Origin of the sequence: Microbispora sp. H10949 (genome assembly GCF_014161435.1) — a bacterium.
Taxonomy (GTDB): Bacteria; Actinomycetota; Actinomycetes; order Streptosporangiales; family Streptosporangiaceae; genus Microbispora; species Microbispora triticiradicis.
The window spans coordinates 20,986-40,268 of the sequence record NZ_JABBWZ010000011.1 but is presented as its reverse complement, the minus strand read 5'-3'; the positions used below and the strand labels follow the sequence as shown (position 1 = coordinate 40,268).

Below are 19,283 nucleotides of genomic sequence, written 5' to 3'. Positions count from 1 at the left end.
CGGGCCCCTCAGGTGAAGACGTAGGAGACGCGGTCGACGAGCTCCTCTTCGAGCCGGACTCGTTCGCTCTCGCTCCGGGCCGCTACCTGCCGCAGGACTTCGTCGTCCACCGCGACCTGACCGAGGATCGTCCGAACGGCCAGCTCGACGGGCAGGAACCGGGGGGAGAGGACGGAAAGCGTGGTGTACGCGCTGAACGGCGCGGCCTGGGGGTTGATCCGGACGACGGCGGGCAGCCGGTCCCAGTCGCCGGGCCAGTCACCCTCCAGGGGCACCGGGGGCAGCGGCACCCGGCCCTCGGCGCGCAGCAGGCCGAGCCGCAGGAGCTGCCAGACGGCGGCGAGGAAGGGACACGACCAGGTGCGCCGCGCCCCCCTCTCGTCCCACAGCTCCACGTCCACGAAGATCGAGTGGCCGCGCTTGGCGTTCTGGGTGGGCGGCTCCCAGGGCCGGGCCTTTCCCATCGCCTGCAGCGGGGTGGTGAGGGGTGAGCGGGAGCCGTTGCACAGCCAGCCCGTCTCCTTCACCGGCGGGCGGGACCCGTCGGTCTCCGGCGGCGGGTCGTCGACGAGGCGGTCCTCCACCAGCCGGGCCAGCTCCACGGCTCCGGACCGGCCGTCCTCGAACTGCGCGCACGCCGACTCTCGGGCCAGGTAGTCGATGGTCAGATCGTGCTCGGCCGCCGCCTCCAGGATCATCGGGACCAGCTCGGCCGGGGTGCTGAACCGGCTGAAGTAGTCGTCCACGAGGAAGCAGGTGCTCACCCGGGCCCGGCCCCCGGGCACCCGCTCCCGCCACACGGAGCGGATGGTGGCGAGCCACGGCGCGACCCGGCGGAACTGCTCGCGTAACCGGGCCGGGCCCGCCTCGAAGTCCTCCATGTAGAGGTGCCCGAGCTCGACGGACACGTGCGAGAGAGGGACGGACGCGATCCTGCGCTCGGCCGCCACCTCGCCGAACGTCGCGTGCACCGGCGTCACAGACCCTCCCACGCGTTGTCGTCGACGATCTTCTTGGCGAGGTCGTCGAACGCGGCGGCGGTCTCGACGTTGGCGATCTTGCTGGCGAGCACGTCCTCGTCGGTGATGAGCTGCTCGCGCCACTGGAGCACCGGGTCCAGCGGCACCTTGCCCAGCATCGTCGTACGGCCGACGCCGTGGCGGCCCGCGAGCTCGCGCAGCTCGCTGTCGCACGCGCTCAGCCAGGCCCGCTGCTCGTCGCGCAGGCCGACCAGCTCCGCCGCGTCCGGCTCCAGCACGGCCGTGCGCACGAAGCGGATGCGGTCGCGCAGGACCTCCGGGTCGTGCCCGAACCGGGTGCCGACGTCGAACAGCCCGTCCGTGCCGGTGACGAGCCCGTCGGCCGCGATGATGTGCTGGCGCGTCCAGCGGTGGAAGACCAGCCAGCGGAACGGGACCGCGGGCATCCGCACGGTCGCCGCCAGGACCAGCTCGGCGGTGAACGACCGGCCGGCGCTGACGTCGACCATGCAGAGGTCGAACTCCTCCTCCAGCCGCCCGAACAGCTGGACGCACCGCCCGACGACCTCCTCGGAGAGCGCGGACAGCTCGCCGCCGCCCTCGCTGCCCGGCAGCAGCACGAGCCGTCCCGCGCCGGGCGGACGGGTGCGCAGTCCCTCGCGGTCGGACTCGGCCCACACGTCCACCCGCCGCGGCTGCGGGCAGTCGCCCCGCAGGTACTCGTGCAGGCCGCTCTCCCGCGTGCCGCGCGCCACCGAGCCGACGCTGAAGATGGCTCCGGCCGTGGGCGAGCCGAAGTCGAAGTCGAGGTAGCAGACGTCGTTGCCCTGCAGGGCGTGCCGGTAGGTGATGTTGGTGCCGGTGACCGAGCGCCCGGTCCCGCCCTTGTCCGAGATCGCGAAGACCAGCACTCAGATCGCCTCCGACGCGCTGTCGCGGGCGGCGGCCAGCCGTTCGAGGTCGAGCAGCGCGTCGTTGATCAGCGCCTGGGCCGTCGCGGGCCGGTCGCTGATGATCGTCCTGGCCCGCTGGAGCGCGGACTGGATCGTGCGCAGCTTGGGCTGGATCGTCTGCCCGGCGACCAGCGGCCGGGTGACCATCTCCTGGTCGAGCAGGTGCTCGGCCTCCCCGAGCATCTGGTAGGCCAGCTCGACGAGCTGCGGGCTGCGCAGCGGCGGCTCCCCGCTGGCCGTCGCCGCGGCGACGAGGAACTCGGCGACCCGTTCGGAGAAGTACCAGGACGGCTCCTCGTCCCGCACCGGGATGTCGGTGAAGACGTTGCCCGGCTGGTCCCACAGGCCGGCGGCCGGGCCGGCGGTGTGGCGGCGCTGCAGGATGTGCCGCCAGATCTGGTCGGCGAGCGTGAGCAGCCGCTCCCGCATGCGGGTGTTCTGGGCGATGCTGGCGGCCCAGATCGTCCGCTTCAGCAGCGTGATGGCGAAGTCGGACACCATCCAGAGGAGGTGCGGGCCGAGCATGTCGCTGCCGTGCAGGTTGACCGGCACACCGGGGGAGTGCATGAGCACCGGCGGGTCGCCCGGCACCGCCCTGCGGATGATCCTGGCGCGGATGGCCAGCTCCTCCAGCACCGCGCCGACCCGGTCGAGGTCGACGTCGGCCGACCGGTTGTTCACCAGGCTCTGCACCACCATGGCGGTGACGCCGAGGCTGTAGTAGTCCGACTCCTTCTCGTCGACCGTCCGCCAGGGGATGTCCTCCAGCGGCCAGGTGCCCCGCCCGTACGTCGCGATGGTGCGCCAGTAGAGCTGCGTGAGGTCCCAGCGGCGCTGGATGGCCTCGGCGAGCGTGATCTGGTCGTCGTTGAGCAGGCTCAGCACTCTGGTGCGCGGCGAGAACAGGTCGGCGATGCCGACGAGGGCGTTCACGGTGAAGTACAGGAACGGCGTGTCGGCGGCCACGCCCTCCGGCTGGGGGCCGATGTCGAGCGGCGTGACGACGGCCGGCGCGTCCTTCACGATGCCCCACGTCCAGCCGCACTCGAACAGCAGGTTCTCGTTGTCGAGGTCGGCCTGGCTGCCCGAGCCGATCGTCAGGTCGCGCAGGCCGGCCCGCACCGGCCGCAGCTCGCGCCGCAGATCGTCGAGCACCCGGCGGGTGGGCGCGCCGGTCTGGTTCACCGTGCGCAGCAGCGCGCGGCCCGCCGGGGAGGCGGGGTCGAACGCGTTCACCGTGAAGCTGCGCAGCAGGCCGGCCATCGCGGCCGAGAGGCGTTTGCCGGCCAGGTCCTCCAGCTCCCGGATCTCGGTGCGGATGGACTGGCGCCGCACGCTCTGACGGAAGACCTTCAGGAAGCCGAGTGTGCCGAGCGCGAGCGTGACCGACATCGAGAACGAGTCGACCACGTCGAGCTGGAGCTGTTCCGGGGTGACCTTGGCGTCGTCCTCCTGGGTGCGGAAGTAGCTGCCGCCGGAGAAGATCGGGCGCCCGTCCTCGGCGGTGTAGGTGCGCAGGTACTGGCCGATGACCTTGAGCAGCAGCTTGGGGATCTCCACGGAGTCGCCGAGCACGGTGAGCGCGGCCAGCACGTCGTCGCCGGTCTCGTTCGGCGTGTCCAGCCGGAAGCCCGGCAGCTCGGAGGCGGGGTACATGAAGCACAGGAGCTGCTCGGCGTCGGAGATGGAGTTCGACCCGTCCCGGCCGCCCCACGTCCATACGCCGTCCCGGTAGGAGGTGCGGGCGGCCGCCTCCCACAGCTCCAGAAGCTGCTGTCGCGGCTGGAGTCTCATACGGGCCCTCTCTGCACTGCCTTCGCTTGCCTCGGGTTCGCCTATAAGGGGCGGATACCTGATGGCGGGCCGAAGACCGGTGTTCCCGCGGCCCACCTGGGGAGTTCCTTGCGAGGAGTTGTCCGTACCTGGCACGTCGCTATCAATATTCTGTATATCATTGAACTCGCACTTCGTCGCTACAATCGTCCGCGATATTTGGCATTCCAGCTGGGCTGCAGTGATTCCGGAGCCTACGGAAACCAGTGAGAAGCGGGTCCTGAATCGAGAGATAACGCAATGGTCCACCCACCGGTTGTCGGGGCTGAAACATTCGGCGATGCCGCGACGTCACGGGTGGACGGTGCGGAGAGGCCGGCGAGGGGCGGGGTGGTCCTCGTCACCGGCGCCGGCATCGACACGAAGCTGCTGGCGCCGCTGAAGGAGCGGCACGGTCTGAAGGTGCTGTACCTGCCCGGCCCGCTGGACGAGACCGAGCTCGGTCATCGCCTGGGGCAGCACGTGCGCGCCTACCTCCACGGAGGCGAGGAGCGGGCGACCGGCGGCGTGCTGCGCAAGGCGACGTCCCTGCAGGTGGTCGCCTTCGTGGGGGTGGGCTACGAGAACTTCGTCGACGTGCCGACGGCCGACGAGCTCAACATCGCCGTCACGAACACCCCGGGGGCGGCGACGGACGCGGTCGCGGCGTTCACGGTGGGCCAGATCATCAATGCCAACTGGCGCATACCCCACCGTCTCGGCCGGCGCGTCCCGGGCTGGGGGGACCCCGGTGACATGCCGCACGAGCTGGGCGCCTGCCGCGTCGGCATCCTCGGCATGGGGGCGAACGGGCAGCGTATCGCCGAGATCCTCCGCGACGGATTCGACGCGACCGTCGCCTACCACAGCCGCACCCGGAAGGCGGACGTCGAGCGCAGGCTCGGCCTCTCCTATCGGGGATCGGTGTCCGAGCTGGCCGAGGGCAGCGACATCCTCGTCGTCATGGTGCCGGAGACCGACGAGACCAGATCGATGATCGACCGCTCGGTGATCAAGCTGATGCCCTGGGGGTCGGTCATCGTCAACACCGCGCGCCCGGCGATCGTCGATCCCCATGCCCTGTACGAAGGGCTGAGCGACGGCAGAGTGCGCATGGCGGTCTTCGACGGCTTCTACGACCTCGACTCCGATGCCGGGCTGAAATTGACCCGGGATTTCGCCGACCGCCTTCTCGTTACCGGGCATATCGCCTCCCACACCCAGGAGACGATGAACCGCATGATCACTCAGGCCGTCGCTTCCATCGACAATTATCTGACAAATGGGACGGATGAGCACGAGGTAGGCAAACGCCGCGACACGTTTGGGACGGCGCTCCGGGTGACATGCGGTCGGTCATCATAATTCGAGTGCCGGAAGAGCGTACGCGGTGCACGACGGGGGAAACCTAGGGAGTAAACCTCCGTAAACCCCTTCTCTCCCCGGGAAGTGACGTGGCCACCGAGGACCCGATCCATTCCAAGGGGACGCCCGCCGGGATCACCGGTGCCCGTGCCCTGGTCGAGACGTTGACGGCGCACGGCATCAAAACGATTTTCGGTATACCGGGCACCCACAATCTCGCGATCTACCAGGAACTCGACGGCGCGGGCGTGCGATGCGTGACGCCGCGGCACGAGCAGGGCGCGGGATACGCCGCCGACGGGTACGCCAGGGTGACCGGCAGGCCGGGCGTCGTCGTCACCACCACCGGCCCCGGCGTGGTCAACGCGGCCACGGCGATCGGGCAGGCGTACTCAGACTCGTCCCCGATCCTGCTCGTCTCCCCGGGCGTCCCGACCGGCCATCCCCGCGACGGCCGCGGCTACCTGCACGAAAGCAGGGACCAGTCGCGGGCGATCGGCGCCCTGTGCGACTGGAGCCACCGTGTGACGAGCGTGCGCGAGATCCCCGCCGCCGTCGCCCGCGCCTTCGGGCACTTCGCCGAGGGACGCCCCCGGCCGGTCCACATCGAGATCCCCGCCGACCTGCTCGACCTGGAGGGCCACGTCAAGATCGTGCCGCCGTACCGGGTCATGCCTCGCGAACCGGATCCGCAGGCCCTGGACGAGGCGGCCGAACTGCTGCGTGCGGCGCGGCGCCCGGGTTTCGTGCTGGGCGGCGGCGCCCAGCGGCCGGGCTCTGACGAGCCGCCGGTGGGCCGCCTGGCGATGCGCCTGGCGGAACGGCTCGGCGCGCGGGTCGTGACCACGGTCAACGGCAAGGGCGCGGTGCCGGAGAGCCATCCGCTGGCGCTCGGCGCCACCCTGCACCTCGCGGCCGTCCGCCGCTGGCTCGCCGCGTGTGACGTCGTGCTGGCCGTCGGCACCGAGCTGGGACCGGCCGACCTGTGGGAGGACCCCTTCGCCCTCACCGGCCGCCTCGTACGGATCGACATCGACCCCGGGCAGATGCACGGCGACCACGTGGCCGACGTGGCGATCGTCGCGGACGCCGAGCGAGCCATGCGCGGCCTGACCGAGCGGCTCGACGGGCGGCTCAATGGCCGGGCCGGCGGGCAGGGGGACGCGCCGGGCCCGGAGCGGGAGCCGGGCGTCGGCCACGAGACGGAGCTCCAGGACCTGGTTCGCAGGTGGTCCGGCCAGCTCGCGGCGCTGCGCCGCGCCATGCCGCCGGAGACCGTCGTGGTGGGGGACAACTCCATGTTCGTCTACCACGGCGCGCTCGTCGGCATGCCGATGGACCCGCCCGGGCGGTTCCTGTTCCCCACCGGGTTCGGGACCCTCGGCTTCGCGCTGCCGGCCGCCATCGGCGCGAAGCTGGGTCAGCCCGAGCGGCCGGTGGTGGCGCTGGCGGGCGACGGGGCGTTCCAGTTCACCCTGCAGGAGCTGGCCACGGCCGTGGAGCTGCGGCTGAGCCTGCCGATCGTGGTGTCTCTTAATGGCGGTTTCGGGGAGATCCGGGAGGAGATGGTCGCCCGCGGCATGACGCCGGTCGCCGTGGACCTGCACGCGCCGGACTTCCCCGCACTAGCCGCCGCGTTCGGCGCGCGGGGCCTCGCCGTCAAGACGCCCGGGGAGCTGGAGGAGGCGGTCGCCGAGGCCCTGCGCGCCCCACTGCCCACGTTGATCGCTGTACCCGAGGGGGAGTGACGCCGCCGCCGGATCGCCGGCGCTCGACGACGTAGCAGCCGTCGGCGAAGCCCGTCACCCGGCCGCCCTCAGCCATCAGGCCGCCGAGCACCTCGCGTACGGCGTGCCGCCACGCCGCGGCCGTCGCGGGGTCGCGGCGGCGCAGCGTCTCCATGTCCGCGGGCACGGCGACGAGCACCGCCGGGGCGTCCGTCCGCAGGACCAGGGGCCGCCCGTCCCGTTCGATCAGCGCGCGGCCCGCGCCGTCCGCGCTCACCGGCCGGTACGGCACGCCGGCGCAGGCCCGCGACACGGCGGGCGAACTGAGCCGCCAGACCGCCAGGAGCCGGTCGGACTCGTCCCCGGCGTTCAGCGCGTCGCCCATCGGGCCGTAGAAGTCGGGAAGGTACTCCTCCGGCCGCGCGGCGAGCTTGACCAGGTTGAAATGGGCGTTGCGCCGGACCAGCGGATCGAACGTCCAGGTGATCCGGCTCAGCCCGCGCCGCAGGGCCCAGGCGCGCTGGTGCAGCTTGAGCGCGAAGCCGGCCCCCGGCCGCACGGCGCCGGTGACGTGCGAGTGCAGCACCTGTCCCGCGGGCGCGGCGAGGAAGCCGACGCACGCCCCGACGAGATCGGGTCCGTCGAACGCCCCCGCGACGTATCCGCCCGCGTGCGACAGGGCCCGCATCAGCTCCGCGGTGACCGGCGGGTTCGACGGCTCGGGATGCCAGATGTCGTCGAACAGCTCGACCACCCGGCCGAACTCGTCGTTCGTGTCCAGCTCGGCTATCCGCAGGCCGCCGCGGCCCGCCGGTCTCCCGGCGGCCCGCGTTCACGCCGTGTCCCCGGCTTCGAGAGGACCGGTCTCCACGTGACCCGTCTTCCCACGACCGGTCTTCCCGCGACCGGTCTCCACGTGACCCGTCTCCCCGAGGCCGAAATGGCCGGTCCCCGCGCGGCCGTGCGCCGCGTGCGTTCCGCCACGGCCGTTGTCCGCCGTGTCGCCAAGGTCGCCGGGGTCGCCGGGGTCGCCGGGGTCTCGGGGGTCGCGGGGGTCGCCGTCCGTCGTCTCCCCGCAGCCCGGGGGTCCGACGGCCCCGCCGGCCAGGACGTACGCGGTGAGCGCGGCCACGAGGCGGGCCCGGACCGGCATCTCGGCGACCACGACGTGCTCCCCGGCGGCGTGCGCGCCGCCGCCGACCGCGCCCAGGCCGTCGAGCGTGGGGCAGCCGGCCCCGGCGGTGAAGTTGCCGTCGGAGCCGCCGCCGACCGCGACCCCGCGCAGCGGCGCCGTGCCCAGCTCGCGCGCGGTCCGTACGGCGACCTCGAAGAGCCCGGCGGAGGCGGCCGGGTCGAGAGGCGGGCGGTTCGGCCCGCCCCGCAACTCAAGGCGTACGCCCGGGGTGCGGGGGGTGAGCGCGCGCATCAGCTCGTCCACCCGCCGCTGCGCGGCCTGGTCGGGCACCCGCACGTCGACCGCGACCCGGGCCCGCGCGGGCACGGTGTTGGTGCTCGTCCCGGCGGACAGCATGGTGGGGGTCACCGACGTGGCCCCCGCCCTGGACGACGACCCGACCTGGTCACCGATCGCCGCGACGGCAAGCACCTGATGGGCCAGCTCCACGGCGGCGTTGGCGCCCAGCTCGGGTTCGAGCCCGGCGTGCGCGGCCCGGCCGTGCACGATCAGCTCGTAGCGGGAGATGCCCTTGCGCGCCGTCTTGAGCGCGCCCCCGTCCGCGCTGGCCTCCAGCACGAACGCGGCGGCGCACCGCGCCGCGATCGACTCGATCAGCGGGCGGGAGGTCGGCGAGCCGAGTTCCTCGTCGCCGACGACGAGCACGCTCAGGCCGTCGGCGGACGGCAGCGAGGCGGCCGCGTGGAACAGCTGCACGAGCCCGGCCTTCATGTCGAACACCCCCGGGCCGCGGGCCACGCCGTCCGTCACCGACCAGGGGTGCTCGCGCAGCGTGCCGACGGGCCAGACGGTGTCGTGGTGGCCGAGCAGCAGCACCCGCGGGGCGCCGAACGACCAGAGCAGGTGCGTCACCCCGTCGATCACCAGGATCTCCGGGTCCGCCCCGAGCAGCCTGCGGCCCTGCGCGGCCACGACCCGGGCGCTGCGCGCCACCGCGTCGTGGTCGCTGGAGTACGACTCGCAGAGCACCAGATCTTCGAGGTCGGCCAGCATCGCGTCCAGGTTCACCGCGCGGGCTGTTCCTCTCCCGCCCCTTCGGGCGCCGGCCGGCCGAGCTCGGCCCGGAACAGGCGCATCACGTTCGCGCCCAGGATCTTCTGGATCTCCTCCTCCGAGAATCCCCGCTTGACCAGCGCGTCGGTCACCAGTGGAAGCCCGCGCGGCCCCTCCAGGCCGGGGATCGCCGCGTTGGCGTCGATCCCCGGGTAGCCGAAGCCCTCGCAGCACGGTGGGGTGAGGTCCTCGTTGACCTCGCGCATGAAGTCGGGGCCGAGGCCCACGTGGTCGATCCCGGCGACGGAGGCGACGTGCTCGATGTGGTCCACCAGATGGTCGGCGGTGGCCGAGCGCGCGTCCTCGGTGAGGAAGGCGGCCAGGAAGTTCACGCAGATCACGCCGCCGCCCGCGGCGACGCCCCTGAGCTGCTCGTCGGTGAGGTTCCGGTGGTGGTCGCGCAGGGCGCGGGCCGAGGAGTGGGTCGCGATGACCGGCCGGGCCGCGATCTCCAGCACGTGCGCGACCCCGGCCGCGCCCAGATGCGAGATGTCGAAGAGCATGCCGAGCCGTTCCATCTCGCGCAGCGCCTGAACTCCGTGGCTGGTGAGCCGGGAGCCGGCGCCGTCCTGGCCGCTGCCGTCGGCGAGAGCCGTACGGCCCCAGTGGGCGATCGACGCGACGCGGACCCCGAGCCGGTGCAGGGTCGGGATCAGCTCCACGCTCTCGTCGATCCCGGGCATGCTCTCCAGGGCGAGGACCAGGGCGATCCTGCCGAGGGCGAGCGCCTCGTCGATCTGCTGCCCGTCGTGGCACAGCGCGACCGCGTCCTGGTTGCCCTCGGCCAGCACGTGGGCGCACTCGATCATGCGCAGGGTCTGGCGCAGCGCCCCCTCCGGGCGGAACCGGCTCTCCACGAACACCGGCAGCACCTGCACGTCGACCCCGCCCTCGGCGAGCTGGGGCAGCCATCGGTCCCGGAAGAACGAGGACCAGACCTCCGGGGGCCTGGCGGAGACGGCCATCAGAAGGTCGTTGTGCGTGTCGGCGACCACGAATCTGTCGTGCGGGCTCTGCTGACCATCGGGCACGGCGGGGTCCCTCCCTGTGTCGAGTCCTCGGTTGGGACGTTACCTTTCCCGGGCCGCCCCGCCACCAGGCTGTAGTGTGCGCGGGTGGATTCGATCTCCTCCTGCGCCCTCGCCGAGGTCGTCGCGCGCCTGGACGCGTTGTACGACCCCTCCTGGGCCGAGTCGTGGGACGCGGTGGGCCTCGTCTGCGGCGACCCGGAGCAGCCCGTACGGAAGATCCTCTTCGCGGTCGACCCGGTCGCGGTCGTCGTCGACGAGGCCCTCGCCTGGGGGGCCGACCTCGTCGTCACCCACCACCCGCTCTATCTGCGCGGCACCACGAGCGTCGCCGCGACCACGTTCAAGGGCCGGGTCGTCCACCGGCTCATCCGCGGCGGCGCCGCGCTGTACGCCGCGCACACCAATGCCGACGTGGCCGATCCGGGCGTCTCGGACGCGCTCGCGCGGGCCGTCGGCCTCGCGGGTGAGCTGCGGCCCCTCCAGCCCGCCGCGGACGATCCGCGCCGGGGGCTCGGCCGGATCGGGGACCTGCCCGCCCCGATGCCGCTGCGGGAGTTCGCCGCGCTGGCCGCCGCCGGACTGCCGCGTACGGCGGCTCCGCTCCGCGTCGCGGGGGACCCGGACCGCGCGGTGCGGACCGTCGCCGTCTGCGGCGGCGCCGGTGACTCCCTCCTGGGCACGGCCCGGGCGGCGGGGGTGGACGTCTACCTGACGGCCGACCTCCGGCACCACCCCGCCGGTGAGCACCTGGAGGCGGGCGGGCCCGCATTGGTCGACGCCTCCCACTGGGCCACCGAATGGCCCTGGCTCGCGGACGCCGCCGAGCGTCTGACGTCAGCGTTGGCCGCAGGTGGCATTACTGTTGAGGCGCGCGTCTCGGGCGCCGTCACCGACGCCTGGACGGCGACGACCACCGACTTGGACCCCCGAGCATCTTGAGGGATTTGGGATGAAGGCCGCACCGGAAGCACAGAAGCGTCTGCTCGATCTCGCGGAGCTCGACACGGGTCTCGACCGGGTGCGGCATCGCCGCCGCACCCTGCCCGACCTGGCCGAGATCGACGAGCTGTCCAAGAGGCTCGCACGGCTCGCCACACAGGTCATCGCCGCCGAGACCGAGGCCGGCGACCTCGCCCGCGACCAGGCCAAGGCCGAGTCGGACGTCGACGCCGTACGCGTCCGGGTCGACCGCGACACCAAGCGTCTCGACTCCGGGCAGGTCTCCTCGCCCAAGGACCTGGCGAGCCTCCAGTCCGAGATCACCTCGCTGCGGCGCAGGCAGTCGGACCTGGAGGAGGTCGTGCTGGAGATCATGGAGCGCCGGGAGGCGGCGGACGCCCAGGTGGAGTCGCTCAGGTCGGAGCGCGACAAGGTCACCGGGACGCTGCGGGCCGCCGAGGAACGGCGTGACGCGGCCTTCGCCGAGATCGACAAGGAGGCCGGCGAGCTGACCGGCGGCCGGACCGCGATCACCGCGGACATCCCCGCCGACCTGCTCGCCCTGTACGAGAAGCTGCGCGAGCAGAGCGGCGTCGGCGCCGCCATGCTGCACGGCGGCCGGTGCCTCGGCTGCCGTACGACCCTGTCGATCGCCGACCTGAACCGGATCAGGGCCGCCGCCCACGACGAGGTGGTCCGCTGCGAGGAGTGCCGCCGGATCCTCGTCCGCACGGCCGAGTCCGGGCTGTGACACCGGCTGCGTGAACGAGGGTGTGCGGATGACGAGGGCGTGCGGGTGACGGGGGTGCGTGGATGACCGGGGGGTACGTCGTCGAGGCCGACGGCGGGTCGCGGGGCAACCCCGGCCCGGCCGGGTACGGCGCGGTGGTCAAGGACGAGGCCGGGCACGTGCTCGCCGAGGCGGCCGAGTCGATCGGCACCACGACCAACAACGTGGCCGAGTACCGCGGCCTGATCGCCGGGCTCGAGTCGCTGCTCGCCCTCGGCCTGGAGGGCGCGCGGGTCGAGGTGCGGATGGATTCCAAGCTGGTCATCGAGCAGATGGCCGGGCGCTGGAAGGTCAAGCACGAAGGGCTGCGCCCGCTCGCCCTGGAGGCGGCGGCCCTGGCCCGGCGCCTGCGCGTCACCTGGACCTGGATTCCGCGGGAGCGCAACACCCACGCCGACCGCCTCGCCAACGAGGCGATGGACGCCGCGGCCCGGGGGGAGACCTGGCGGGCGGGCCCGGCCACCTCCGCCCCGCGGACACCGCCCACCACTGGGCCTGATAGCGGGTCCGCTAAAAGGCACGCCGTGGGCCCGGGCACCGACCCGTCCGACCCCGGCACGCTCTTCCCCGCCCCCGCGCGGGACGACGGCACCGGTGCCCACGGCGGGACCGCGTCGGCGGAACGCGGCGCGAGACCCGGGGACCGCGAGGCTCGGGGCACGGACGCCGTGGCCGACGATCGGCGCGGGCACGGATGGATGCCCGGGGCCACCCGGACCGCCACGTCGCTGCTGCTGCTCCGGCACGGGCAGACGCCGCTCTCGATCGAGAAGCGGTTCTCCGGGCTCGGCGACCCGGAGCTCACTCCGACCGGGCTCGCGCAGGCCGAGGCCGCCGCCGCGCGCCTGGCCCGCGGGCCGCGGCGGGTGGAGGTGATCGTCACCTCCCCGCTCGCCCGCGCCCGGCAGACGGCGGAGGCCGTGGCGTCCCGTACGGGTTCGGCGGTGCTCGTGGACGAGGACCTGCGCGAGACCGACTTCGGGGCGTGGGAGGGGTACACGTTCGCGGAGATCCAGCGGCGCTGGCCTGATGAGCTGGCCGCCTGGCTGGCCGACCCTGAGGTGGCGCCGCCCGGCGGCGAGAGTTTCGCCTCGACGGCCCGGCGGGTCGAGCAGGCGAGGGAACGCATCGTCAAGGCCCACGAGAGCCGCAGCGTCGTCGTGGTCTCCCATGTGACCCCGATCAAGACGCTGATCCGCTTCGCGCTGGGCGCGCCGCCCGAGGCCCTCTACCGGATGCACCTCGATCTGGCCTGCCTGTCGGCGATCGACTACTACGCCGACGGTCCTTCCGTGGTGCGGACGTTCAACGACACGGCGCACCTCGGCTGAGGCCACCCGCCCGGCGGAGTCGGCGCGCCGGTCGCCGGGTGGACGGGCAGGGAGACGCGGAAGGCAGCCCCGGCGCCGGGCGCGGTCCGCAGTTCCACCCGCCCGCCGTGGGCGGCGACGATCGACCGGACGATGGCCAGTCCGAGGCCGGCCCCTCCCGCGCCGCCGCGGCTGCGTGATCCGTCCACGCGGTAGAAGCGGTCGAAGACCCGCTCCGCCTCCTCCGGCGGCAGCCCCGGCCCCTCGTCGGCGATCACCAGGACGCCTTCGGCGCCGCCGCCGGTACCGACCGTGCCGACGCCGATCCTCACCGGGGTGCCCGGCGGCGTGTGGGCGACGGCGTTGCCCACCAGGTTGGAGACCACCTGCCGCAGCCGCGCCTCGTCGCCGCGTACCGGCGCGGCACCGGCCGGGCCCCCGTCGGGGCCGGTCAGCGTGACCGTCCGGGCCGGATCGAGCGCTCGGAGGTCGTGGTGCGCGTCGGCGGCGAGCGTCCGCAGGTCCATGGGTGCGAGGTCCATCGGCAGGGCGTCCTCGCCCTCGTCGAGGCGGGCCAGCAGGAGCAGGTCCTCCACGAGCCGGACCAGGCGCACCGCCTCGCTCTCGATCCGGCCGAGGGTGTGGTCGACGTCGGGAAGGCCGCCCATCCGGTGCAGTTCCGCGAATCCCTTGATCCCGAAGAGCGGCGTGCGCAACTCGTGGCTCGCGTCGGCGACGAATCGCCGCATCCGGGCCTGCGACCGCTCCCGTCCGGCGAACGCCGCCTCCAGCTGGGCGAGCATCGTGTTGAGCGCGGCGGCCAGCCGCCCGACCTCGGTGTGGGGAGCGGCGGGCACGGGCACCCGCCGGGACAGGTCGCCCGCGGCGATCGCCGCCGCCGTCCGCTCTATCGCGCGCAGCGGCCGCAGCCCCCGGCGTACGGCGAACCAGCCGATGACGGCGAGCGACGTCATGAGGGCGGCGGCGGTCGCGGCGCAGACGAGCGTCAGGCGGCCGACGGTCGACCTGACCCCGCCGAGTGACGCGGCCACGACGACGGTGCCCACCTCAGCCGCACCCGCACGAGGCCCCTCGCCAGGCCCCTCACCAGGCCCCACGGCGGTGAGAGCGGCCCGAGGGACGGCGACGACCCGCCACGCGGCGCCGTGGTCGTCCCTCGCGTCGAACGGCCGCCCGCCCAGCCGGCGGACCGCCGCGGCGTCGAGCCGGGGGAGCTCCGGACCCCGTCCCCGCAGCCAGGGGCCGCCCTCCTGCTCGACGGTCCCGTCCGCCCGCAGGTACGCCAGATACACCTGGTCGATCAGGTCCATGCCGGGCAGGGCGCTCAGCGGCACCCGGCTCTGGCCGGTGAGCGGGGCCGTCAGCAGCCGGGCGGGGACCCGCGACAACAGCGTCGCCATCGGCCCGAGCTGCTGGTCCACCCGTTCGATGAGGTGGGCCCTGAGCGTGGCGACGGCGACCGCGCCGCTGGTCGCGAGGCCCGCCGCGAGCAGGGCCAGGGTGATGAGCAGGAGCCGCCCCCTCAGCGACAGGCTCCTCCGGTGTGTCGTCCGGCGGGTCACGGGCGCGGCCCGCGCAGGACGTAGCCCACGCCGTGCATGGTGTGGATCAGCTTCGGCCCGGCCTTGTCGATCTTCCGCCGCACGTAGCTCACGTACGTGTCCACGATGCTGGTGTCACCCGCGAAGTCGTACCGCCAGACGTGCTCCAGGATCTGCGCCTTGGAGACGACCCTCCCGGCGTTGAGGATCAGGTAGTGCAGCAGGCGGAACTCGGTCGGCGACAGCCGTACGGGAACGCCCGCGCGTGTCACCTGATGGCCGTCGGGGTCGAGTTCGAGGTCGGCCACCCGCAGCGTGCGGTCCTCCGGGGCCGCCCCCGCCCGCCTGAGCACGGCCTCGATCCGGGCGAGCAACTCCTCCAGGTCGAAGGGCTTGGTCACGTAGTCGTCGCCGCCCAGCCGAAGCCCGTTGATCTTGTCCTGGGTCGTGTCGCGCGCGGTGAGGAACAGGACGGGCACCTGTCCCGGACGGTCACCGGACAGCGGGCGGGGGCGTTCCCGGAGACGCCGGATGACCTCGAACCCGTCCATGTCGGGCAGCATGACGTCGAGGAGGACGAGATCGGGAGGCTCGGCCCCCGCCGCCTCAAGGGCCTGCGACCCGGTCGCGGCGGAGGTCACGGTGTATCCCGCGAAGCGCAGCGTGGCCGCCAGCAGTTCCCGCACCACGGGCTCGTCGTCGACCACGAGCAGGCGCCGCCCGTCCACTCCGGCCTCCCTTCGTCGGTCAGCGGCAGGATAGGTCCGCCGTCCAGGATCACGTGCCTTCAGACGTCCCGTGCCCGGAAGACGGCGGCGGCCGCGCACAGCAGCGCGAGCACGGTGGCGGCCAGCACCCCGATCCCCGTGAGCGGGGCCGGCCCGCCGGACCCCGGATGGACCGCGAACACCCGCGCGCCCGCCGCGCTCGGCCACCAGGCGACGATCCATTCGGCCAGCGCATCGGGGAACAGGGACGCCATGCCGGGCAGGATCAGCAGGAAAGTCCCGAGCGAGACGGCGCCCGCCGACCTGCGCAGCAGGAACCCGAGCGCCACGCCGTACAGTCCGACCAGCCCCGTGAACAGGCCGGCGCCCGCGACGGCCCCCAGCACGCCCGGGTCGCCGAGGCCCGCGCTCGGCACGTTCCGCGCGGCCAGCGAGAGCTGGCTCAGCGTGAACGACACCAGCGCCATCGGCGGCCCGGCGACGAGCGTGACCACCGCGACGACGGCGGCCTTGCCGCCGAGCAGCAGGCCCCGCCTGGGCACGGCGGCGACGCTGACCGGCATCGTCCCCGAGGCGTACTCCGACGTCACGGCGAGCACGCCGACCGCGCTGACGAGCACCCCCGCGAGCACGAGAGCGCGGAAGCCCGTGTCGGTGGGATCGAAGGCCGCCCGGTCCGCCGCCGACCCGGCCAGATACCGGCGGGCGTCGGCCAGCCCGAAGAGGTACCCGTACGCCGCGGTCGCCGCCAGGGCCCCGGCCAGGCAGCCGAGCGTCGCCCGGATGCTGTGGAACTTGCCCCATTCCGAACGCAGGACGTCGTACGCGGTCATCGGGCGGCTCCGCTGGCAGTCATGGATGTGGTGGTGGCTTCGGTTTCGGCGGGGGGCGCGGGCCGGGCGCCGGCCGAGGCGAAATCGGCGCTGCCGCCGGTGAGTTCGAGGTACGCCTCCTCCAGGGAGGCCCGCCGCGGCGTCAGTTCGTGCAGGACGACGCCGTGCGCGCCGGCGATGTCACCGACCGCGGCGCCGGACACCCCCGTCACCAGCAACTCGTCCCCGGCGCCGGGCCGTACGGTCGCGCCGGCCTCTTCGAGCAGGGCGGCGAGCGGCCGCGCGGCCGGCGTGCGGACCAGGACCGTCTCCCGGGCCGCGGACCGTACGAACGCGTCGAGACCGGTGTCCGCGAGCAGCCGCCCGCGGCCGACGACGACCAGGTGATCGGCGGTGAGCGCCATCTCGCTCATCAGGTGGCTGGAGAGCAGGACGGTGCGGCCCTCGGAGGCCAGATCGCGTGTCAAGGAGCGGATCCAGCGGATCCCCTCCGGGTCGAGCCCGTTGACGGGCTCGTCGAGCAGCACGACGCCGGGATCGCCGAGCAGCGCCGCCGCGATGCCGAGGCGCTGCTTCATGCCGAGGGAGAACCCGCCCGGGCGGCGACCCGCGACGTCGGCCAGCCCCACCAGCCCGAGCACCTCGTCCACCCGGCGCCGGCCGATGCCGTTGCCGCGGGCCAGGGCCAGCAGGTGCTTCGCGGCGCTCCTGTACGGATGCACGGCGTGCGCGTCAAGCAGCGCGCCCACCTCGCGGAGCGGCGTGGGCAGATCGGCGTAGCGCCGTCCGCCGATCGTGGCGCTTCCGCTCGTCGGCCGGTCGAGGCCGAGGATCATCCGCATCGTGCTCGTCTTGCCCGCGCCGTTCGGGCCGAGAAAGCCGGTGACGACGCCCGGCCGTACGTCGAAGCTCAGCCCGTCGACGGCCGTGACATCGCCGTAGCGCTTGGTCAGTCCGCGTATCTCAATCATGCGCTCAGGCTGGCCCACGCGTCTTGGCGTTCCGGGAGAGAGCCTGTGAGATCTCTGTGAGCGGTCCCCCCGTGGCCTGCGCCGCTGCCGCCGGCCCGCCCGCCCCGGGTGGAGAACTCGCAGAATCCTCACATGACTTCCGGCCGTGCCGGGGAACGGAGCGGAAGCCGATAGGCTTGTCCTCACGGCGGACGAGCCGGCCGGGCGGCCGCGTCAGGGCCTCGCGCTCTGCCGAGGAAGGTCCGGGCTCCACAGGGCAGGGTGGTCGGTAACGCCGACCCGGGGTGACCCGCGGGACAGTGCCACAGAAAACAGACCGCCCCTTCCCAGGGGTAAGGGTGAAACGGTGGTGTAAGAGACCACCAGCGCCCACGGTGACGTGGGCGGCTCGGTAAACCCCACCCGGAGCAAGGTCAAGAAGGGACGTTCTCCGGAACGTCCCGCGCGCGACGTTCGAGGGCTGCCCGCCCGAGCCGCGCGGGTAGACCGCTTGAGGCCGCCGGCAACGGCGGTCCTAGATGGATGGCCGCCGGTCAGCCCCCGTGGCTGACCACAGAACCCGGCCTACAGGCCGGCTCGTCCACCTTCACATCTCTGATCAGGGCCTTGGCGCGGGCCGGGTGCCGCTGTCCAACCCCGGCAGCGACCCGTCGGGGACCGGGGAACAGACGCCCCCGGCCGGGATCACCTATCCGGGGAGGGTGTCTCCGGGGAAGCCGTGGCACGGGTGGACCTCGCAGCGCAGCATCCCGGCTCGAACGCAGGGGTCCCCGGCCATGATCTCCGCGGCCTCCTCGGCCGGCACGGTCATGATCACGACGCCGGCCACGGTGTCGGAGGCGACCGGGCACAGGATCGCGATCACCCCCTCGGCGCGCAGCGACACCATGCGTCGCTGGTGTTCGAGTTCGATCGCGTCGGCGCCGTCCATGGTCCGCTCCGGCCCCCACTGAAGGAGCGCCAGGCTGTAGGGCTTCGCGGTCGCGGCCAGAGCCCGGATCTGTTCGTCGGTCACGGTCGTGCTCATGATGTCTCCTTACTTCTCGATGCGCTCGGCCAGCGAGACGATGATTCCTTCGGGCCCGCGGACGTAGGCCATCCGCCACACGCCCTCGTATTCGCCGATGCCCCCCACCAGGCCGTAGCCGCCGGCCGCGGCGTGGCCGACCGCGGCTTGGAGGTCGTGCACCTCGAAGGCGACGTTGCGCAGGCCCAGCTCGTTGGCCGGCGCGGCAGGCGAACCCGGGAGGTGGTCCGGCCGCGTGAAGCTCGAGAGCTCCAGCGTCGTACCCCCGCCGGGCGCTCGCAGCATGACGATCTCGGTGCGGGCGCCGGTCATGCCGATCACCGTGTCCAGGAACTCGCCTTCGACGGCCATCTTCTGATCAGCCTCCAGACCGAGGCTGACGAAGAACGCCGTCGCGGCGTCGAGGTCGGCGACGGTGATCCCGACGTGGTCGAAGCGCCTTACGAATGTCATCGGATCCCTTTCGAGGTTTCTTCAAGAGACGCTGAGAAAGGTAACACCCGAGGTTTCGTAAGGGAACCCCACTTGCTAGATTGCTGCCATGCAGCGAACGCGGTTCGGGGAGATGGCGTGTTCCATCGCGCGCACCTTGGACGTGATCGGCGAGCCCTGGTCGCCACTGATCCTGCGCGACGTGTGGGCCGGGGTGCGCCGCTTCGACCACATCCAGGCCGACCTGGGGATCTCCCGCAAGGTACTCACCGAGCGGCTCAATTACCTGGTCGAACAGGGTGTGCTCGAACGGCTGCCCTACGACGCCCGTCCCCGCTACGAGTACCACCTCACCGCCAAGGGTGTGGATCTCGTCGAGATGCTCATGGTGATGGCCCGGTGGGGTGACCGCTGGCTCGCCGGCGAGGCCGGGCCTCCCGTCCTGTACCGTCACCACGCCTGCGGGCAGATCGGCCACGTCGACCCACGCTGCAGTCACTGCGGGGAGCCGATGCACGCCGACGACGTCGATCTCCTCCCGGGCCCGGGTTCGGCCGGATGACCGTGACGACGGT

The 19,283-nt window shown here is 73.0% G+C and carries 18 protein-coding genes and 1 other RNA gene; 7 read left to right on the top strand and 12 right to left on the bottom strand.

Annotation, left to right across the window (positions count from 1 at the left end; genetic code table 11):
* Positions 1–8 precede the first annotated feature (8 nt).
* The 3 genes from HHX40_RS26820 to HHX40_RS26810 are packed head-to-tail and all read right to left on the bottom strand — an operon-like array spanning position 9 to position 3,727.
* Complete coding sequence (locus tag HHX40_RS26820) at positions 9–980, bottom strand: SCO2522 family protein (RefSeq protein ID WP_208759287.1); 972 nt, start codon at positions 978–980, stop codon at positions 9–11.
* Positions 977–1,891 (bottom strand): SCO2523 family variant P-loop protein, encoded by a 915-nt coding sequence (locus tag HHX40_RS26815; protein WP_182882807.1) that lies wholly within the window; start codon positions 1,889–1,891, stop codon positions 977–979. The genes HHX40_RS26820 and HHX40_RS26815 overlap by 4 nt, the downstream gene beginning before the upstream one ends.
* Entirely contained in the window at positions 1,892–3,727 is a 1,836-nt protein-coding gene (locus HHX40_RS26810) for an SCO2524 family protein (protein WP_138462995.1), read from the bottom strand.
* Positions 3,728–4,096: 369 nt separating this feature from the next.
* Here HHX40_RS26810 and HHX40_RS26805 point away from each other — a divergent pair, with 369 nt between their 5' ends.
* Both HHX40_RS26805 and HHX40_RS26800 read left to right on the top strand, forming a co-directional pair.
* Complete coding sequence (locus HHX40_RS26805; RefSeq protein ID WP_182882806.1) at positions 4,097–5,110, top strand: 2-hydroxyacid dehydrogenase; 1,014 nt, start codon at positions 4,097–4,099, stop codon at positions 5,108–5,110.
* Between the two features lie 89 nt (positions 5,111–5,199).
* On the top strand, positions 5,200–6,858 hold the full coding sequence (locus tag HHX40_RS26800; protein ID WP_310738302.1) for a 5-guanidino-2-oxopentanoate decarboxylase: 1,659 nt from the start codon (positions 5,200–5,202) through the stop codon (positions 6,856–6,858).
* On the opposite strand, the gene HHX40_RS26795 is transcribed toward HHX40_RS26800, so the two are convergent.
* The 3 genes from HHX40_RS26795 to HHX40_RS26785 all read right to left on the bottom strand — a co-directional run bounded on the left by HHX40_RS26795 (position 6,770) and on the right by HHX40_RS26785 (position 10,116).
* On the bottom strand, positions 6,770–7,591 hold the full coding sequence (locus HHX40_RS26795) for a GNAT family N-acetyltransferase (RefSeq protein WP_310738301.1): 822 nt from the start codon (positions 7,589–7,591) through the stop codon (positions 6,770–6,772). The genes HHX40_RS26800 and HHX40_RS26795 overlap by 89 nt on opposite strands.
* Positions 7,592–7,669: 78 nt before the next feature.
* Complete coding sequence (locus HHX40_RS26790) at positions 7,670–9,040, bottom strand: M20/M25/M40 family metallo-hydrolase (protein ID WP_310738300.1); 1,371 nt, start codon at positions 9,038–9,040, stop codon at positions 7,670–7,672.
* On the bottom strand, positions 9,037–10,116 hold the full coding sequence (locus tag HHX40_RS26785; protein ID WP_310738299.1) for a dipeptidase: 1,080 nt from the start codon (positions 10,114–10,116) through the stop codon (positions 9,037–9,039). Before HHX40_RS26785 ends, HHX40_RS26790 begins: the two co-directional genes overlap by 4 nt.
* A gap of 84 nt (positions 10,117–10,200) precedes the next feature.
* Between HHX40_RS26785 and HHX40_RS26780 the strand changes: the two genes are divergently transcribed.
* The 3 genes from HHX40_RS26780 (at position 10,201) to HHX40_RS26770 (ending at position 13,176) form a co-directional block, all read left to right on the top strand.
* On the top strand, positions 10,201–11,055 hold the full coding sequence (locus HHX40_RS26780; protein ID WP_182882805.1) for a Nif3-like dinuclear metal center hexameric protein: 855 nt from the start codon (positions 10,201–10,203) through the stop codon (positions 11,053–11,055).
* A gap of 10 nt (positions 11,056–11,065) precedes the next feature.
* Positions 11,066–11,806, top strand: a complete 741-nt coding sequence (locus HHX40_RS26775) for a zinc ribbon domain-containing protein (RefSeq protein ID WP_182874343.1) — start codon at positions 11,066–11,068, stop codon at positions 11,804–11,806.
* A gap of 62 nt (positions 11,807–11,868) precedes the next feature.
* On the top strand, positions 11,869–13,176 hold the full coding sequence (locus HHX40_RS26770) for a bifunctional RNase H/acid phosphatase (protein ID WP_182882804.1): 1,308 nt from the start codon (positions 11,869–11,871) through the stop codon (positions 13,174–13,176).
* Here the strand turns inward: HHX40_RS26770 and HHX40_RS37905 are convergent.
* Genes HHX40_RS37905 through HHX40_RS26755 form a run of 4 tightly spaced genes read right to left on the bottom strand, consistent with a single transcriptional unit; the run spans position 13,119 to position 17,249 of the window.
* Positions 13,119–14,738 carry a sensor histidine kinase gene (locus HHX40_RS37905; protein ID WP_220499630.1) on the bottom strand — a complete coding sequence of 540 codons (1,620 nt, stop codon included), beginning with the start codon at positions 14,736–14,738 and terminating at the stop codon, positions 13,119–13,121. The genes HHX40_RS26770 and HHX40_RS37905 overlap by 58 nt on opposite strands.
* Entirely contained in the window at positions 14,735–15,445 is a 711-nt protein-coding gene (locus HHX40_RS26760) for a response regulator transcription factor (protein WP_307801373.1), read from the bottom strand. The genes HHX40_RS37905 and HHX40_RS26760 overlap by 4 nt, the downstream gene beginning before the upstream one ends.
* A 59-nt stretch (positions 15,446–15,504) precedes the next feature.
* Entirely contained in the window at positions 15,505–16,278 is a 774-nt protein-coding gene (locus HHX40_RS37175; RefSeq protein WP_259402311.1) for a hypothetical protein, read from the bottom strand.
* Positions 16,275–17,249 (bottom strand): ABC transporter ATP-binding protein, encoded by a 975-nt coding sequence (locus tag HHX40_RS26755; protein ID WP_182882803.1) that lies wholly within the window; start codon positions 17,247–17,249, stop codon positions 16,275–16,277. The genes HHX40_RS37175 and HHX40_RS26755 overlap by 4 nt, the downstream gene beginning before the upstream one ends.
* A 192-nt stretch (positions 17,250–17,441) precedes the next feature.
* Between HHX40_RS26755 and rnpB the strand changes: the two genes are divergently transcribed.
* An RNA gene (rnpB, locus tag HHX40_RS26750) (RNase P RNA component class A) lies at positions 17,442–17,832 on the top strand.
* 105 nt (positions 17,833–17,937) lie between these two features.
* On the opposite strand, the gene HHX40_RS26745 is transcribed toward rnpB, so the two are convergent.
* Both HHX40_RS26745 and HHX40_RS26740 read right to left on the bottom strand, forming a co-directional pair.
* Positions 17,938–18,276 (bottom strand): hypothetical protein, encoded by a 339-nt coding sequence (locus tag HHX40_RS26745; RefSeq protein ID WP_182882802.1) that lies wholly within the window; start codon positions 18,274–18,276, stop codon positions 17,938–17,940.
* Between the two features lie 9 nt (positions 18,277–18,285).
* The gene (locus HHX40_RS26740) at positions 18,286–18,729 is read right to left on the bottom strand and encodes a VOC family protein (RefSeq protein WP_182882801.1); all 444 of its coding nucleotides are present in this window, start codon (positions 18,727–18,729) and stop codon (positions 18,286–18,288) included.
* An 88-nt stretch (positions 18,730–18,817) separates the two neighbouring features.
* On the opposite strand from HHX40_RS26740, the gene HHX40_RS26735 reads away from it, so the two are divergent.
* On the top strand, positions 18,818–19,270 hold the full coding sequence (locus HHX40_RS26735) for a winged helix-turn-helix transcriptional regulator (protein ID WP_182882800.1): 453 nt from the start codon (positions 18,818–18,820) through the stop codon (positions 19,268–19,270).
* Positions 19,271–19,283: the final 13 nt, after the last annotated feature.

What these genes read in the sequence shown, in the direction of transcription:
- HHX40_RS26810 (WP_138462995.1), bottom strand. Translation starts at nt 3,727, where the DNA reads ATGAGACTCCAGCCGCGACAGCAGCTTCTGGAGCTGTGGGAGGCGGCC.
- HHX40_RS26775 (WP_182874343.1), top strand. Translation starts at nt 11,066, where the DNA reads ATGAAGGCCGCACCGGAAGCACAGAAGCGTCTGCTCGATCTCGCGGAG.
- HHX40_RS26770 (WP_182882804.1), top strand. Translation starts at nt 11,869, where the DNA reads ATGACCGGGGGGTACGTCGTCGAGGCCGACGGCGGGTCGCGGGGCAAC.
- HHX40_RS37175 (WP_259402311.1), bottom strand. Translation starts at nt 16,278, where the DNA reads ATGACCGCGTACGACGTCCTGCGTTCGGAATGGGGCAAGTTCCACAGC.
- HHX40_RS26755 (WP_182882803.1), bottom strand. Translation starts at nt 17,249, where the DNA reads ATGATTGAGATACGCGGACTGACCAAGCGCTACGGCGATGTCACGGCC.
- HHX40_RS26745 (WP_182882802.1), bottom strand. Translation starts at nt 18,276, where the DNA reads ATGAGCACGACCGTGACCGACGAACAGATCCGGGCTCTGGCCGCGACC.
- HHX40_RS26740 (WP_182882801.1), bottom strand. Translation starts at nt 18,729, where the DNA reads ATGACATTCGTAAGGCGCTTCGACCACGTCGGGATCACCGTCGCCGAC.
- HHX40_RS26735 (WP_182882800.1), top strand. Translation starts at nt 18,818, where the DNA reads ATGCAGCGAACGCGGTTCGGGGAGATGGCGTGTTCCATCGCGCGCACC.